Origin of the sequence: Bradyrhizobium sp. STM 3566, assembly GCF_045571445.1 — a bacterium.
GTDB lineage: Bacteria > Pseudomonadota > Alphaproteobacteria > Rhizobiales > Xanthobacteraceae > Bradyrhizobium > Bradyrhizobium vignae.
This window is the reverse complement of sequence record NZ_CP120692.1, coordinates 3,028,878-3,044,894: the sequence shown is the minus strand read 5'-3', so window position 1 is coordinate 3,044,894 and position 16,017 is coordinate 3,028,878. Positions and strand designations below refer to the sequence as shown.

Below are 16,017 nucleotides of genomic sequence, written 5' to 3'. Positions count from 1 at the left end.
GCGTCGTAAACCTCTCGTTAAGGACCTGTGGGCGGTCTTACGGCCGCCAGCACCGCCACGGCCGCCTCGAAATCCCTGAGGCGGACGGCCCGACGTTCAGCTGCTTCCTCGTCCACGCCCCATTGCTCGGCGTTCCAGTCCTCATCGACATGGGCGGCGGCCCAGACCTGGCCGGCGTCCCGCGCGCCATGGGCGAGCGCCAGCGCCAGCAGCGCCGAGCCGGTCAGGGTGGTCACCACGTGGAGCGCGGCGACCGACCAGGCATCCTGCGGCAGCGCGGCGCGTGCGGCCCGAACGGCCTCCTCCGGCTGCTTCACATGCATGATGCCCTCGGACAGGATGAAATGCGCGCCCAGCGTCTCCGCGGCCCAGAACAGCACGGGATCCCAGTGCGCGGCCTCGCGGGCGACCAGTCCCTCGGGATGGCCGGCACGATAGAACAGCAGGTCAGACTCGAAATATTTTGCGAGGTCGGCGCTGACGAGCTCGACGCGGTCGACGACTCCCTCCACCACACTGTTGGCTATCCGCGTCAGCGGCATGGCCAGGGGATCGATCGTCTCGCCCTGGGCTGCCCATTCGGCGGCGACTACATCCGCGAGCTCGCGCGAAGGGATCACCACCTGACGACCGGACGGCGTGCGGATCGGCTTGCCGTCGAGCACAACGACATACCCGCCCTCGGCCTCGCTCACGCCCGCCTCCTGGTAGAAGCGCTTGCGCTGCGGCGGACGTGCCGATTGGCGTGCCGCCTCGCGCGGATCGGTCGGGGATTGCCCCGCAGCTTCATCGAACAATTCGCGCATGTCGGTGTTTCGATCCCTTGTCGTCAACCAAGTTACCAGTGCCGTCGTGGCTTCGCCACGATGACGATGGAGCTGCTAGTTCGCGCAACTGCGCGCATAAGTGCCGCGATCGGCCGGGCCCAGTCCTGCGGCTGCAGCGTCGTCGAGGCACTTCGAGACGCGATCGCTGAACGAATTACGCGGAAGCGGCCGATCGTTGTAACTCGGCGGCGCATCGAGCCGCGGAACCTTCGGCGCCTCGATCTTCGGCGGCGGTGGCGACGAAGGCGGCGGAACGACCTGCGAGGGGGCCGGCAACACATATTGTGCCTGAGCCCCATGCCCCATGAGCAGCGCGATCGAAGCCATGAGACAGATCGAGAGCCGTTTCATGGGCCGTATGTTGTGCTGCGACCGCTCCCGTTCAACTCAGCTATTCTTCAGGCGCGTTTTCGATCGGATCAAATCTGGCTGCGTCAAGCCCGAGCAGGTTCCACGACTGCTGCATGTGTGGCGGCAACGGCGCGGTGGCGTCGATCACGCCGCCGCGCGGATGCGGAATGACGATGCGCCGCGCCAAGAGATGCAGCCGGTTTTGCAAACCACCCGGCAGCTGCCAGTTCTCGATATTGAAATATTTGGGATCGCCAACGATGGGATGGCCGATATGAGCCATGTGGGCGCGCAGCTGGTGGGTGCGGCCCGTCACCGGCTTCAACGAGACCCAGGTCAGCTTGTTGCCGGCGGTCTCGACCACCGCATAATAGGTCACCGCGTGGCTTGCGCCTTCATCGCCATGCTGGGCGATGCGCATGATGGTGTCCTCCTCGCCCTCCTCTTTCGCCAGGAAGGTCGAGATGCGGCCCTGCTTGGGCTTGGGCAGACCGGGCACCAGAGCCCAATAGACCTTTCGCGCCGAGCGCGAGCGGAACGCGCCGGTCAGATGCGAGGCGGCAAAGCGCGTCTTGGCGATCAGGAGACAGCCCGACGTCTCCCGGTCGATGCGGTGCACGAGGCGCGGCTTCTGGCCCTTGGCGTCGCGCATCACCTCCAGCATCTGGTCGATGTGGCGTGTCATGCCCGAGCCGCCCTGCACCGCAAGGCCGGCAGGCTTGTTCAGGACGAGGACGTCGTCGTCCTCCCAGATCGTCATCTCCTTCAGCGCCTTGAGCGTCTTCTGCGCAGCTTCCGAAAGCTCGCCGACCACCTTCGGCGCGTCGAGCTTCAACGGAGGAATGCGGACGCTCTGTCCCTCCTCCAGACGGTCCTTGCTGTCGACGCGCTTGCCGTCGACGCGCAGCTCGCCTTTGCGGACGACGCGTTGGATGTGGGAGAACGACAGGCCGGGAAAGCGCGCTTCGAGGAAGCGATCGACGCGCATGTTGTTCTCGTCCGCCGTCACGGTGACGGTCTGCACCTTGGTCGGCAGCAATGCTTCGACCGGTTTTGCCGGCGCAGCTTTTTCCAACATAACTTTGGGCGTACGCCGCTCGGCGTGCTCGCCCGCAAAGCGGGGTGGCTTGCTGCCGGGCTTGCCGCCCGGACGCGACCCCACCTTCTTCGCGCCGCGCGTCTGATGCGGACGCGCGTCCTCACGCTCGTCACGCGAACGGGGCCTTGGATTCATTCTTTTGATGCGGCGGCTCATGATTGCCTGCCTAGCCTAAAAGCGGCCTTTCGTCACGACGAAATGGTCGCCTCTAGCGCGAGCCGCCCCGCTCCTTGCGCAGCTTGGCCCAGTAATCCAGCCGCTTGCGGATCTCGCGCTCGAAGCCGCGCTCGGGCGGGTCGTAGAAGGTCTGGCGGCCAAGGGCTTCCGGGAAGTAGTCCTGGCCTGAGAAGGCATCCGGGGCGTCGTGGTCGTATTCGTAACCGGTGCCGTAACCTTCCGACTTCATCAGCTTGGTCGGGGAATTGAGGATGTGCTTTGGCGGCAGCAGCGAGCCGGCCTGCTTGGCAACTTGCATCGCGGTGCCGAAAGCGGTGTAGACGGCGTTCGATTTCGGCGCGGTGGCGAGGTAGACGACAGCCTGCGCAATCGCGAGCTCGCCTTCGGGATGGCCGAGAAAGTCGAAGGCGTCCTTGGCGGCATTGGCGATGACGAGCGCCTGCGGATCTGCAAGTCCGATGTCCTCGACCGCCATGCGCACGACGCGGCGGGCCAGGAACAGCGGATCCTCGCCGGCATCCAGCATGCGCGCAAGATAATACAACGCGGCGTCGGGATCGGAGCCGCGCACCGACTTATGCAGTGCCGAAATCAGGTTGTAATGGCCGTCGGCCGACTTGTCGTAGATCGGCGCACGGCGCTGCAGGATCTCCTGCAACTGCGCGGCATTGAAAATCTCGTCCGCTCGCGCCGAACGCCAGACCTCTTCGGCAAGCGTCAGCGAGGCGCGGCCATCGCCGTCAGCCATCCGCACCAGCACCGCACGCGCCTCGGCATCGAGCGGCAGCTTCTTGCCCTCGACCGCTTCAGCATGCGCGAACAATTTTTCGATCGCAGCAGCATCGAGCGAGCGAAACACCAGCACGCGTGCACGGGACAGAAGCGCCGCGTTGAGTTCGAAGGATGGATTCTCGGTGGTGGCGCCGACCAAGACGACGGTGCCGTCTTCCATCACGGGCAAGAACGAATCCTGCTGGGCGCGGTTGAAGCGATGCACCTCGTCGACGAAGAGCAGCGTGCCCTTGCCCATCTCGCGGCGGGCGCGCGCGGCATCGAAGGCCTTCTTCAAATCGGCGACGCCGGAGAACACCGCCGAAATCTGCTCGAAATGCAAATCCGTCGCGTCCGCCAGCAGCCGCGCCACCGTGGTCTTACCGGTACCCGGCGGGCCCCAGAAGATCAGCGAGCCGAGCGTGCGCGTCTCCAGCATGCGCGTCAGCGCACCGTCGGGGCCGAGGATGTGGTCCTGGCCGACGACCTCCGACAATGTGCGCGGACGTAGCCGGTCCGGCAGCGGATGCGGAGCCTCGTGGTCGAGCCCTGCCGCGGCAAAGAGAGTCGGCGTCTGCTGTGGTCGCTTCGGACTCATCCGCCCAGCGTGACGTTGATCTGCTGGCCGCCGCGCACCAGCGTGATGCGCCAGAGCCGCGGCCGCTCGCCTGCGGCCTTCTCGAGGTCGCCGGTCCTGCCGATCTTCTGGTTGTTGACGGCGAGGATGATGTCACCCTTCTGGAAGCCGACACTTGCGGCCGCGGTATCGCCGCCGATATCGGTGATCACCACGCCTTCGGTGTCGGCATCCAGATGCAGCTCGTCAGCGACCGCCGGCGTGATGGTCGCAATCTTCGCGCCCTGGAACGGCGACCGCGCGGTGATGACGAGCTCGTTGCGCCCGGTGTCGGGTGCGGTCTCCAACGCCACGGTCAGCTTGACCGGCTTGCTGCCGCGCTGCACGTCGATTTGCGCGGTGCCACCGAGCGGACGGGTGGCGAAGCGGTAGTCGAAAGCGTTGGGATCATCCACGGTCTGGCCGTCGATCCCGGTGATGAGGTCGGAGGACTTCAAGCCGGCCTTCGCCGCGGGGCCATTCGGCACCACGCTTGCGACCAGTGCACCGGTCGGCGAGCGCAGGCCGAGGCTTTCGGCGATCTCCGGTGTCACCGCTTGCAATTTTGCCCCGAGCCATGGCCGCTTCACCGCTTTGCCGCCGCTCTTGGCGGAGGCGACGACGACGCGCACCATGTTGGCGGGAATCGCAAAGCCGATGCCTTGCGAGCCGCCGGAGCGCGAATAGATCGCCGTGTTGATGCCGGCGAGCCTGCCGCTCATGTCGACCAGGGCGCCGCCGGAATTGCCGGGATTGATCGGCGCATCGGTCTGGATGAAGAACTGGTAGTCGGTGATGCCGACCTGCGTGCGCGCGAGCGCCGAGATGATGCCGTGGGTCACGGTCTGCCCGACGCCGAAAGGATTGCCGATCGCGAGCACGACGTCGCCGACGAGCAATTCGTCGGAATTGGTGAAGTCGAGGGTCGGGAATTTCTCCTTGGTGTCCTTCAGGCGCAGCACGGCGAGATCGGTGCGGGAATCCTTGAGCAGGATCTCGGCCTCGAACTCGCGCTTGTCCGACAGCGACACCTTGACCTGGTCCGCGCCCTCGATGACGTGCACGTTGGTGACGACGAGGCCGGAGGCATCGACGATCACGCCGGAACCGAGCGAGCGCTGCATCTGCTCGGGCTGCTGGCCCGGCACGCCGAAGAAGCGGCGAAAGATCGGGTCGTCCAGCAGCGGATTGCGGTTCTGCACCACCTTGGCGGCATAGACGTTGACGACCGCCGGCTGCACCCGCTGCACGATCGGCGCATAGGACAGCCGCAGCTCGGCCGGGGACGACGGGACGCGGCGGTCCTGCGCTGAGGCCGGATTGAAATGGGCCGAAAAGGCCATGCACAATGCGGTGACGGCGGCAGTCCAGGTCGATCGAAACATTCCTACCTCTTGGAAAAGACGCCGGAATATAGGCGCGTTCGCCCCTCAATAGAAGGGCGCCGGACGGCAATATTCGCCCCCTTTTTCCGGTGTGTCCGGCCTGCAAGCCCAGTGTGCGAATCGGCAATTTGGCCAGACTGTCCATTGGCATGATGCGCATCATCCAGCATTGTGGTGAGAAGCGGATTCGGTTGCAGCGAATTAACACCAGTGGGAACCCACGCAACCGGGCGCAGCGTCGCGGGGCAGTCATCGATCACACCTAGGCTCTCCGTTCGCGACTTGGGAAGTGACTTGGGAAGTGACTTGGGAAGTGACTTGGGAAGTGACTTGGGAAGTGACTTGGGAAATGACTTGGGAAGTGACTTGGCAAGTGACTTGGGGAAGTTCGTCAAACGATGGAGGCGTAACGTGAGCAGGACAAGAATTGCAGCCACGGCGATTGGTCTCGCCGGCGTGCTGGCGGCCTCGCAGGCCCAGGCCCAATCGGCAAGCAGCAGCGAGCAGGAAATTGCGCTGCTGAAGCAGCAGCTGAAGCTGCTGGAGCAGAAGCTCGACAAGCTACAAAGCCAGACCGCGGCAAACACCGCCGCGACAGCGAAGGCCAGGGCCGAGGCGAAGGCCGAAGCACGTTCCGAGGCGAAGGCGGTCGTCGCCAACGCCAACGCGGCAATCCCGCTCAAGGGACCGGCGCATCCGTCAGGGGTCGTGGTGACGATGCCGAACAACCGGCCGACCATCTGCACCGCCGATGAGGCCAACTGCGTTGCCATCACCAGCCGCGTGCACTGGGATGTCGGCGGCTACGACTACCGTCCAAACACGGCAGCTACCGTGCCGCAAAAGCTCGACAGCGGCGAGAACGTCCGCCGCGCACGCATCGGCGTCACCGGCAAATTCCTCAATGACTGGAATTTTGCGCTGATCTACGACTTCGGCGGCTCCTCCGACGGATTCGGCGGCGCCGCGCCGGGATCGCTGCCGGGCGGCGGCGTCTCCGGCGTCGAGAACGCCTATCTCAGCTACACGGGCCTGAAGCCGTTCGGCGGACGGATGGCGATCGAGGCAGGCATCATGGACCTGCCCTACACCCTGGACGAGGCCACGAGCTCCAACGACATCATGTTCATGGAGCGCGCCTCGCCCGGCGTGATCGCGACCAATATCGCCGCCGGCGACTTCCGCTCCGCAGCCGGTGCGCGCTGGTTCAACGATCAGCTCTGGATCGGCGGCTATGTCACGGGACCATCGACCGGTGCGATCCATTCCGCCTCGAGCGCTGCCCCCGCGGGCACGAGCGAGCAATATGGCGCCGTGGCGCGTGTCGCCGGCAATCCCGTTAGCGGCAAGGACTATTCGGTCCATATCGGCGCCGACGCGCAATGGCTGATCCAACCGCCGCGTAACTTGATCGCCAACACCCAGACGGTCACGCTCAGCGATCGTCCGGAGTTGCGTCTCGACCCGACCACGCTGATCTCCACCGGCGCCATCGCCAATGCCTCAGGCGCCCAGGTCTACAGCGTCGAGGCGGCGGCGACCTACGGGCCGTTCATTGTCCAGGGCGAGTATTTCTGGTACAATGTGGATCGCACCGCCAACACCGGTGTGCCTCTCGTCGGCGCACCGAGCCTGAAATTCCAGGGCGGCTATGCGCAGGCCGGCTACGTGCTGACGGGCGAAGGCCGGACCTACAATGCGGCGAACGCGGCCTATAACGGCGTCAAGCCGGCGCATCCGTTCTCGCTCGACGGTGGCGGCTGGGGTGCATGGGAGATCGCGGGACGCTTCTCGACGGTCGACCTCAACAATCAGTTGGGAACCGCGACCGGCGTCGCCGGCGGCCGGCAGACCGTCTACACGCTCGCGCTCAACTGGTACGTCAACGGCAATGTGCGCTTCATGCTCGACTATTTGCACGGAACGGTGTCGCGACAGGCCTCGCCGCTCTCGACCGCCGATGTCGGCTCGAAGTTCGACGCGGTGGCGATGCGCACGCAGTTCGCGTTCTGAGACTCTACACCTCTCCCATTGGGAGAAGTCGCGCCGAAGGCGCAGGTGAGGGGTTACGTCGCATCGGAGACGACGGTACCCCCTCACCCGAATTGCTTCGCAATTCGACCTCTCCCCGCTGGGGAGAGGTGAAGAACGACGGCGCCGTTCAACCAGTTACGCCGCGCGCTTCTTCTTCACGACCGGCGGCGGCGGCGCGCAGGACAGCCGCTCCTGATGGCTCTCGCCCCAGGCCTTCAGGATGTCGATGACAGGCTTGAGGCTCTCACCCAGCTCCGACAGGCAATACTCCACGCGCGGCGGCACCTCGGCATAGACCTTGCGGATGACGAGATTGTCCTCCTCCAGCGCGCGAAGCTGTTTTGTCAGCATGCGCTGGGTGATGCCGGGCATCCGGCGGCGCAATTCACCGAAGCGCTGGGTTCCGCTCTGCAGGTGATAGAGGATTACGCCCTTCCACTTGCCGTCGATCAGGTCCAGAGTCGCCTCGACGGAGCAGCCGGGACGACGAGCAAAATTGCGCCGTTTCATGCGTGATTTCCCAATAGTATCCAAACAGGGACTATATCCCCAAATTTACAGTACTTGCCAAATTGAGGCCAGGGCGACAGTTAGAGCGGCGGGCGAACACGCCATCTGATGGAGACAAGCCATGAAGGCCGTCGGCTACAAGAAATCGCTTCCGATCGAGGACGCGGATTCACTGATCGATTTCGAGACCGCAAAGCCTGAGCCCAAGGGGCGCGACATTCGCGTCGCCGTGAAGGCGATCTCGGCCAATCCGGTGGATTACAAGGTGCGCAAGCGCGCCGCCCCGCCCGAGGGCGAGACGAAGATCCTCGGCTATGACGCGGCCGGCGTGGTCGATGCCGTCGGCCCCGACGTGACGTTCTTCAAGCCGGGTGACGAGGTGTTTTATGCCGGCTCGATCCTGCGCCAGGGCACCAACGCCGAGTTCCACCTGGTCGACGAGCGCATCGTCGGCAACAAGCCGAAGTCGCTCTCGTTCGCGCAGGCAGCAGCCCTTCCCCTCACCTCCATCACAGCGTGGGAATTGCTGTTCGACCGTCTCGGCGCCGTGCCCGGCAAAAGCGTCGATCCGCGCACGCTCTTGATCACGGGCGGAGCCGGCGGCGTCGGCTCGATCCTGATCCAGCTCGCGCGCCGCCTCACCGGATTGACCGTGCTCGCCACCGCAACGCGGCCTGAATCGCAAAAATGGTGCCTCGATCTCGGCGCCCATGCAGTGATCGACCACGGCAAACCGATGAAGGAGCAGATTGAGAAGCTCAAGCTGCCGCCGGTCGCGCTGGTCGCAAGCCTCACCTTCACCGATCAGCACTATAAGGCGATCGCCGATTTGATGGCGCCGCAGGGACGGTTCGGCCTGATCGACGATCCGCCCGAGTTCACCATGAGCACGTTCAAGGGCAAGGCGATCTCGGTGCACTGGGAATCGATGTTCACGCGCTCCTCGTTCCAGACGCCCGACATGATCGCGCAGCATCATCTGCTCAACGATGTCGCCGACCTCATCGACAAGGGCGTGTTGCGCACCACGCTCGACCAGACCTTTGGCACCATCAACGCCGCCAACCTCAAGCGCGCGCACGCGCTGCTCGAGAGCGGCAAGTCACGCGGCAAGATCGTGCTGGAGGGGTGGTAGGCGAAGACCTCGTAGGGCAGTGGTGGGCTACGCCGAGTGATGAGTTAGCCATGCGAACGCGCAAAGCGCAGCTCGCCTGGCGTAACCCGCCTCTTCTGCTTCCGCGGAAACACACGCCGAGCAGATGCACCTCGCGCATCTGCCCGGCTACCCAGCTACGAACCTGTCTCTACAAGGTGGCTGGCCCCGCCCTCTCCTACTTTGCCTGGGCTGCGGTCTGGAGCGCCTTCCAGTCGAATTTTTCAGCGAGCGCCAGCCCTTCCTCCTCACTGAGGCCGTCGAAGGAGAAATTGAACAATGCGTCCTTGCCGAGCGCCACGATGAGCGTGCCGGATTTCTGCGGGGTGTTATAGTTCTTGAGCACCTGCATGCCATGCATGGTTGCCGACATGACGTGACCGTCAGGCGTCTGGATATTCATTCCGCTCTGGATCGGCGCCAGCGCGCCGGTGGCCGCCTGCCCAACCATGATTGCGGCCTGGACTCGCGCTGAGCCGCGCGTGTAGTCGCGCGTCGCGGTGGTCATGCTGGCCTCCGACATCTGCATCGACATGCCGTCCGCCTTGCCGCCTTCCCATCCGGCAAGATCGATCAGGAGCGGCAGGAGCCGCTGAAACGGTTGGTCTGCACGCGAGGGCGAAAGCGGCCACAGGATCGTCAGGGCAAGAAAAAAACCGAAAAGCTTAAATCGCGACTGAAGCATTCTCTTCTCCCGGTTGGGCTACCGGGCGAGCATAGCAACGCTTCATTGCGCGAGAAAGTTCTCACGCCGGCGGCACACCCTCGACGAACATCAGACGCCGCTCCAGCGCCGTCCGCCGCAGCTTCAGCGCCTCGGCATATTCCGGCGAGGTGTACCATTCCTTCAACCTCGTCATCGAGGCGAATTCGACGATGACGATGGCCTTCGGCGGCAGGTTGCCTTCGGCAAGCTCGGCCCTCGCGCCGCGGACGAGATAACGTCCGCCGTACTGCGCGATGGTCTTGGCGGCGAGCGCGCGATAGGCCTCGAATCCGTCGGGGTCGCGCATCTCGACTTCGGAAATCACATAGGCCGCCATGCGCCACCTCAGGCGATCGTGTTGACGATGCCGCCCTCGGCGCGCAGCGCTGCGCCGTTGGTTGCGGACGCTTCCTTGGACGCGACATAGACAACCATGTTGGCGATCTCGTCGACGCTGGCAAAACGCTGGATCAGAGAGCTCGGACGATGCTGTTTGACGAAATTGGCCGCGGCCTCGTCCACGGACTGCCCGTTTTGCTTCGCGAGGTCCTTCACGAATGTCTCGACGCCTTCGGACATGGTCGGGCCCGGCAGCACGGAGTTGACGGTGACGCCGGTGCCGCGAGTGAGCTGCGCGAGGCCGCGCGCAACTGAAAGCTGGGCCGTCTTGGTCATGCCGTAGTGGATCATCTCGACGGGAATGTTGAGGCCGGACTCGGAAGAGATGAAGACGATGCGGCCCCAGTTGCGCTTGAGCATGCCCTTCATGTAAGCCCGCGACAGCCGCACGCCGCTCATCACGTTGACCTCGAAGAAGCGGCTCCAGTCCTCGTCGGGGATGTCGAAAAATTCCTTCGGCTCGAAGATGCCCGCGTTGTTGATGAGGATGTCGACCTCGGGCAGAGCGGCCACCAGCGCCTGGCACCCCGCAGCAGTGGAGACGTCCGCGGCGATGCCGCGGATCTTGGCGCCCGTCGCTTCCAGCTTGCGTACGGCTGCATCGACCTTGTCCTGGCCGCGCCCGTTGATGACGACGCTCGCACCCGAGGCGGCAAGGCCCTTGGCGATGGCATGGCCGATGCCGGCGGTCGAGCCGGTCACCAGCGCTGTTTTTCCGGAAAGGTCGATGTTCATGCACTATCTCCATCAGATCGATGACGGGGATATCGGACGCGGCGGATCGGGATGCAATCGGTGCTCACCAAGCAGTGAGGGCCCGCGCTCTTCCTGCGCCCCTTGGACGCCGCGCATCGCTGCTGGAACGATTGTTGCTTGGCCATTCCGAGATTCTCCTGCTCACATGGAAACGGAAGCAACGCGATGAAAAGAACGGCTTTAACGGTTGTGCTCGGGGTGGCCGGTTTGATTGCTGGCAATGCGCCCGCACCGGCTCAGGCGGTCTATCCGGAAAAGTCGTTGCAATTGATCGTCCCCTTCCCGCCGGGCGGCGCCTCGGACGTGGTCGCGCGCATCATCGGCGGCGAGCTGGAGACGCGGCTCGGCAAGCCCGTGATCATCATGAACCGTCCCGGCGGCGGCACCACGATCGCGGCGAAGGAAGTCGCGCGCTCGGCGCCTGATGGATATACCCTGTTCTTCAGCTCGAACTCGAGCTTCACGCTGCCGGCCGCCGTGAAGGAAAGCGTGCCTTACGACGCGGCCAAGGATTTCGAGCCGCTCGGCCAGGTCGGCAAGATCACGCTGGTGCTGGTCACCTACAAGGACAACCCGATCAAGGACGTGGCTGCGCTGGTTACCGAAGCGAAGGCCAATCCCGACAAGCTGTCGCTGGCATCGTTCGGCGTCGCGACCGTGTCACATTTTGCCGGCGAGCTGTTCAAATCGGCCGCCGGAATCAAGATGGTCCACCTGCCCTACAAGGGCAGCGCGCCGGCGATGAACGACCTGATCGGAAAACACATCCAGTATCACGTCGACACTGTCATCGCGGTCAAGCCACAGATCGACGCCGGCACGGTCAAGGTGCTCGCCGTGTTCTCGGCCAAACGCACGCCGTTCCTGCCCGACGTACCAACGCTCGCCGAGCTCGGCTATGGCAATATCGACTTCGCGTCATGGGGCGCCGTCGTCACTCCCAAGGGCCTGCCGCCGGCCGTTCACGACAAGCTGTCGGCAGCCCTGGAGGAGACGATCAACAGCCCGTCCGTGACCGAGCGCTTCACCAAGGTCGGCTTCGAGCCGGGCTTCACGCGCTACAGCGATTGGGCGGCAGCCATCGGCAAGGAGACCGCCGAAATGAAGGACATCGCGCAAAAGGCGGGGATCAAGGAGGAATAGTCCTGCGGATCCGCACAATTCCGGGAACAAAAAACGGCGCCCGAGGGCGCCGTTTTCAGTACATATCTGCAGAAACAGCTTACGCCGCCTCGGCTGCCTTCTCCTGCACCGGACCGGAATCCTGGCCCTTGGCGTCGACGTCGCGATCGACGAACTCGATCACGGCCATCGCGGCGTTGTCGCCGTAGCGGAAGCCGGCCTTGATGATGCGGGTGTAGCCGCCCTGGCGGTCCTTGTAGCGGGTCGCGAGCGTATCGAAGAGCTTCCTGACCATGTCGACGTCGCGCAGCTCCGCGATCGCCTGGCGGCGCAGCGACAGGCCGCCCTTCTTGCCGAGGGTGACGAGCTTCTCGACGATCGGGCGGAGCTCCTTGGCCTTGGGCAGCGTGGTGACGATCTGCTCGTGCTTGATCAGCGCGGCCGCCATGTTGGCGAACATCGCGCGGCGGTGCTCGGCCGTGCGGTTGAGCTTCCGATGAACCTTGCCGTGACGCATGTGTGTAGTCCTTACGTTAAAACTGCCGCGACGGTTCGTCGGACATGTTGCTCAGGTGGGCTGCCTGCGTTCGCCCGCGAAAGCGCGACGCGCTTTCGCTTTCTTGGTTGAGCATGATCCCTATCGGAAAACCGCTTCGCACTTTTCCGGGACTATGCTCTCAGTCATTCCGGGGCGGCTCGCAGAGCCGAACCCGGAATCTCGAGTTCCGGGTTCGATGCTCCGCATCGCCCCGGAACGACGAATGCTCAGTAGTGATCCTCGAAGCGCTTGGCGAGCTCGTCGATGTTCTCCGGCGGCCAGCCCGGCACTTCCATGCCGAGATGCAGACCCATCTGGGCCAGCACTTCCTTGATCTCGTTCAGCGACTTGCGGCCGAAGTTCGGGGTGCGGAGCATTTCCGCCTCGCTCTTCTGCACGAGGTCGCCGATGTAGACGATGTTGTCGTTCTTCAGGCAGTTGGCCGAACGCACCGACAGCTCGAGCTCGTCCACCTTCTTGAGGAAGGCCGGGTTGAAGGCGAGGTCCGGGATGATCTCCTGGGCGACTTCCTTGCGCGGCTCTTCGAAGTTGACGAACACGTTGAGCTGGTCCTGCAGGATGCGCGCGGCGTAGGCCACGGAATCATCCGGCGTGATCGCGCCGTTGGTCTCGATCGTCATCGTCAGCTTGTCGTAGTCGAGGATCTGGCCCTCGCGGGTGTTCTCGACCTTGTAGGAGACCTTGCGGACCGGCGAGTACAGGCTGTCGACCGGGATCAGGCCGATCGGCGCGTCCTCGGGACGGTTGCGCTCGGCGGGCACGTAGCCCTTGCCGGTCGAGACCGTGAACTCCATGCGGATCTCGGCGCCCTCGTCGAGGGTGCAGATCTGCAGATCGGGGTTAAGCACGACCACATCGCCGACGGTCTGGATATCGCCGGCGGTGACGACGCCCGGGCCCTGCTTCTTCACGACCATACGCTTGGGGCCTTCGCCCTGCATCTTGATCGAGATGTCCTTGATGTTGAGCACGATGTCGGTGACGTCCTCACGGACGCCCGCGATCGAGGAGAACTCGTGCAGCACGCCGTCGATGTGCACCGACTGCACCGCCGCGCCCTGGAGCGAGGAGAGCAGGATGCGGCGCAGCGCGTTGCCGAGGGTTTGGCCGAAACCACGCTCGAGCGGCTCGGCGACGATGGTCGCGAAACGCGAGGGATCGCTGCCGGGCGTGACCTGGAGCTTGTTCGGCCGAATCAGTTCTTGCCAATTTTTCTGGATCGTCACTGTTTCACCCATACAGGCCAGTCAATTTGATCGTTCAAATACTGGCGTTGGAGAAAGGCCGCGGGTCACTCCCGCGGCTTCTTAGTAAAGTCATTGCGGGCGCCGATGGGCCCGCAACTTGGTATCAAACGCGCCGGCGCTTACGGGGACGGCAACCGTTGTGCGGGATCGTGGTCACGTCGCGGATCGAGGTGACGGTGAAGCCTGCGGCCTGGAGCGCGCGGAGCGCTGACTCGCGGCCCGAACCGGGGCCGGCGACTTCGACTTCCAGCGTGCGCATGCCGTGCTCCTGCGCCTTCTTGGAGACGTCCTCGGCGGCGACCTGCGCGGCGTACGGCGTCGACTTGCGCGAGCCCTTGAAACCCATCGTACCGGCCGACGACCAGGCAATCGTGTTGCCCTGCGCGTCGGTGATGGTGATGGTCGTGTTGTTGAACGACGAGTTCACATGCGCGACGCCGGAGGCGATGTTCTTGCGCTCACGACGACGAACGCGGGTGGCTTCCTTGCCCATTGAGTCCCTTTCCTGAAGATCTCAAACGCCGCCGTAATGCCAGCGGCTACACCTGTGGAACGAAAAGCGCGTGGCGAACGGGTCATCCCCTTCCGCCACACGCCGCGACTGGATTCGAAAACTTACTTCTTCTTGCCGGCGATGGCCTTGGCCGGGCCCTTGCGCGTACGCGCATTGGTGTGGGTGCGCTGACCGCGCACCGGCAGACCGCGACGATGACGCAGGCCGCGATAGCAGCCGAGGTCCATCAGACGCTTGATGTTGATGCCGACCTCACGACGCAGGTCGCCCTCGACGAGATAGTCACGGTCGATGACTTCGCGGATCTGGAGCACTTCGGCGTCGCTGAGCTGATTGACGCGACGATCCTCGGGGATCTTCACCTTCTCCATGATGTCACCGGCGATCTTCGGGCCGATGCCATGGATGTACTGGAGCGCGATCAGCACGCGCTTGTTGGTGGGAATGTTCACGCCGGCAATACGGGCCACGGCCTTCTCTCCTGTTGCCGACCCCTCGTCAGGAATCGGGCTTTAAGTGCTTGCTCTCTCGGGCAGGTGTTCACAAACGCGAACACGACGCCCACCCCCGGTCTTCCTGGGGCCCGGCATCGTCTGAAACTATCCGACTTGGATGCGGGGCTTATTAGGGGATTCCGGGGGCTTTCGTCAACCGCTGCTAGCGCTTGGCTCGCTTTTTCGTGACCTTTTTTGCAGCCTTTTTGGCCCCTTTTTTGACGGCCTTCTTGGCCGTCCTTTGGGCTGCCATTTTGACCGTTTTCGTGGTCGCCTTCTTGGCCTTCCCGGCCTTTTTGACCGACTTTTTGACGGTTTTAGCCGCTCTGGTGGCCTTTTTGCCTGCCTTCGGCGACTTTTTGGCCGATTTCTTCGCCGTCTTGGTCTTTTTGGCCGGTCCCGACTTGGCTGCGCTTCGGGCATGCGTCTTGGGCTCGACCGCGCCCAGCGCCAGGAGCTGGCGGTGGATGGCGCGGGTGACCTCGTCGATGGCCATCATGCCGTCGATGGTCGAGAGCTTCCGACGCTCGGAATAGTAGTGAATCAGTGGTTCCGTCTGGCTGCGGTAGCTGGCAAGCCGTTTGGTCAGGACCTCCGGGGTGTCGTCGAGCCGGACCTCCTCGCCGCGCTCCCGCATCTGGGCAACGCGAGTTTCGACGCGGCTCAGCAGCGCGCTCTCATTGACACGGAGCTCGATCACGGCGTCGAGCTTGAGATGCTTGCGCTTGAGCAGCTCGTCCAACGCCTCGGCCTGCGGCACGGTGCGCGGGAAACCATCGAGGATGAAACCGTTCTTGGCGTCTGGCTGGTCGATGCGGTCGGAGATGATTCCCACCACGACATCGTCGGGCACGAGGCCACCGCTGGCCATGATCTCCTTGGCTTTCAGCCCGACAGGCGTCCCGGCCGCAACCGCGGCACGCAGCATCTCGCCGGTCGAGAGCTGGATGATGCCATAGCGCCGCACCAAGAGCTGCGCCTGGGTCCCCTTGCCCGACCCCGGCGGTCCCAGAAGTATAATTCTCATCGGCGTACGCCCCCCCGGATTGGTGAGCGATACGTCGCGCACCTGCGTTTGAAGATCAAGGACAGTGCAAACCACAATCGGCTGCGCACCGCTACCCATATCATAGGGGAGCGAACGCCCGGACGCCAAGAAGGCCTTGGAAACCAGTGATTGCGTCGCAGTAGGAGCTGCTCTGCCGATGCAACCGGGTGGCTCGCTGGTCGCATCCGGTCGCACCGTGCGCTCTTCGCGCGGCGAATCGGCGGCGCAGTAGCGCCGCCTTCAGGCGAG

Annotated in this window: 17 protein-coding genes; 3 read left to right on the top strand and 14 right to left on the bottom strand. The window is 64.1% G+C overall.

Annotated elements, in window-relative coordinates; translation table 11 throughout:
• Positions 1 to 17: 17 nt before the first annotated feature.
• The 5 genes from P6U27_RS14560 to P6U27_RS14540 all read right to left on the bottom strand — a co-directional run bounded on the left by P6U27_RS14560 (position 18) and on the right by P6U27_RS14540 (position 5,226).
• Positions 18 to 806: an ATP12 family chaperone protein gene (locus tag P6U27_RS14560; RefSeq protein WP_122402716.1), complete on the bottom strand. Its 789-nt coding sequence runs from the start codon at positions 804 to 806 to the stop codon at positions 18 to 20.
• A gap of 75 nt (positions 807 to 881) precedes the next feature.
• A complete protein-coding gene (locus tag P6U27_RS14555; RefSeq protein ID WP_122402715.1) occupies positions 882 to 1,178 on the bottom strand; it encodes a hypothetical protein in 297 nt (98 codons plus the stop codon).
• A gap of 40 nt (positions 1,179 to 1,218) precedes the next feature.
• Positions 1,219 to 2,433 carry an RluA family pseudouridine synthase gene (locus P6U27_RS14550; RefSeq protein WP_122402714.1) on the bottom strand — a complete coding sequence of 405 codons (1,215 nt, stop codon included), beginning with the start codon at positions 2,431 to 2,433 and terminating at the stop codon, positions 1,219 to 1,221.
• A 52-nt stretch (positions 2,434 to 2,485) separates the two neighbouring features.
• On the bottom strand, positions 2,486 to 3,823 hold the full coding sequence (locus P6U27_RS14545; protein WP_122402713.1) for a replication-associated recombination protein A: 1,338 nt from the start codon (positions 3,821 to 3,823) through the stop codon (positions 2,486 to 2,488).
• Positions 3,820 to 5,226, bottom strand: coding sequence for a DegQ family serine endoprotease (locus tag P6U27_RS14540; RefSeq protein WP_162500231.1), 1,407 nt, complete (start codon positions 5,224 to 5,226; stop codon positions 3,820 to 3,822). Before P6U27_RS14540 ends, P6U27_RS14545 begins: the two co-directional genes overlap by 4 nt.
• Before the next feature lie 411 nt (positions 5,227 to 5,637).
• Between P6U27_RS14540 and P6U27_RS14535 the strand changes: the two genes are divergently transcribed.
• A complete protein-coding gene (locus tag P6U27_RS14535; protein WP_122402712.1) occupies positions 5,638 to 7,239 on the top strand; it encodes an OprO/OprP family phosphate-selective porin in 1,602 nt (533 codons plus the stop codon).
• 156 nt (positions 7,240 to 7,395) lie between these two features.
• On the opposite strand, the gene P6U27_RS14530 is transcribed toward P6U27_RS14535, so the two are convergent.
• Positions 7,396 to 7,770: a helix-turn-helix domain-containing protein gene (locus P6U27_RS14530; RefSeq protein ID WP_122402711.1), complete on the bottom strand. Its 375-nt coding sequence runs from the start codon at positions 7,768 to 7,770 to the stop codon at positions 7,396 to 7,398.
• Positions 7,771 to 7,891: 121 nt separating this feature from the next.
• On the opposite strand from P6U27_RS14530, the gene P6U27_RS14525 reads away from it, so the two are divergent.
• Positions 7,892 to 8,905 (top strand): zinc-binding alcohol dehydrogenase family protein, encoded by a 1,014-nt coding sequence (locus P6U27_RS14525; RefSeq protein ID WP_122402710.1) that lies wholly within the window; start codon positions 7,892 to 7,894, stop codon positions 8,903 to 8,905.
• Positions 8,906 to 9,101: 196 nt separating this feature from the next.
• Here the strand turns inward: P6U27_RS14525 and P6U27_RS14520 are convergent, their stop codons facing one another.
• From P6U27_RS14520 to P6U27_RS14510, 3 genes are all read right to left on the bottom strand, one after another.
• Entirely contained in the window at positions 9,102 to 9,608 is a 507-nt protein-coding gene (locus tag P6U27_RS14520) for a hypothetical protein (RefSeq protein ID WP_244607970.1), read from the bottom strand.
• 61 nt (positions 9,609 to 9,669) lie between these two features.
• A complete protein-coding gene (locus P6U27_RS14515) occupies positions 9,670 to 9,966 on the bottom strand; it encodes a DUF1330 domain-containing protein (RefSeq protein ID WP_122402709.1) in 297 nt (98 codons plus the stop codon).
• A gap of 8 nt (positions 9,967 to 9,974) precedes the next feature.
• Entirely contained in the window at positions 9,975 to 10,763 is a 789-nt protein-coding gene (locus P6U27_RS14510; RefSeq protein WP_122402708.1) for an SDR family NAD(P)-dependent oxidoreductase, read from the bottom strand.
• 282 nt (positions 10,764 to 11,045) lie between these two features.
• Here P6U27_RS14510 and P6U27_RS14505 point away from each other — a divergent pair, with 282 nt between their 5' ends.
• Positions 11,046 to 11,927, top strand: coding sequence for a tripartite tricarboxylate transporter substrate binding protein (locus tag P6U27_RS14505; RefSeq protein ID WP_244607969.1), 882 nt, complete (start codon positions 11,046 to 11,048; stop codon positions 11,925 to 11,927).
• Positions 11,928 to 12,006: 79 nt separating this feature from the next.
• On the opposite strand, the gene rplQ is transcribed toward P6U27_RS14505, so the two are convergent.
• The 5 genes from rplQ to P6U27_RS14480 all read right to left on the bottom strand — a co-directional run bounded on the left by rplQ (position 12,007) and on the right by P6U27_RS14480 (position 15,747).
• Positions 12,007 to 12,423 carry a 50S ribosomal protein L17 gene (gene rplQ, locus P6U27_RS14500; RefSeq protein ID WP_122402706.1) on the bottom strand — a complete coding sequence of 139 codons (417 nt, stop codon included), beginning with the start codon at positions 12,421 to 12,423 and terminating at the stop codon, positions 12,007 to 12,009.
• 248 nt (positions 12,424 to 12,671) lie between these two features.
• Positions 12,672 to 13,703: a DNA-directed RNA polymerase subunit alpha gene (locus P6U27_RS14495; protein WP_029674561.1), complete on the bottom strand. Its 1,032-nt coding sequence runs from the start codon at positions 13,701 to 13,703 to the stop codon at positions 12,672 to 12,674.
• Between the two features lie 112 nt (positions 13,704 to 13,815).
• Positions 13,816 to 14,205 carry a 30S ribosomal protein S11 gene (gene rpsK / locus P6U27_RS14490; RefSeq protein WP_007603045.1) on the bottom strand — a complete coding sequence of 130 codons (390 nt, stop codon included), beginning with the start codon at positions 14,203 to 14,205 and terminating at the stop codon, positions 13,816 to 13,818.
• 122 nt (positions 14,206 to 14,327) lie between these two features.
• A complete protein-coding gene (rpsM, locus tag P6U27_RS14485; protein ID WP_027574068.1) occupies positions 14,328 to 14,696 on the bottom strand; it encodes a 30S ribosomal protein S13 in 369 nt (122 codons plus the stop codon).
• A gap of 187 nt (positions 14,697 to 14,883) precedes the next feature.
• On the bottom strand, positions 14,884 to 15,747 hold the full coding sequence (locus tag P6U27_RS14480; RefSeq protein WP_122402705.1) for an adenylate kinase: 864 nt from the start codon (positions 15,745 to 15,747) through the stop codon (positions 14,884 to 14,886).
• Between the last annotated feature and the right edge of the window lie 270 nt (positions 15,748 to 16,017).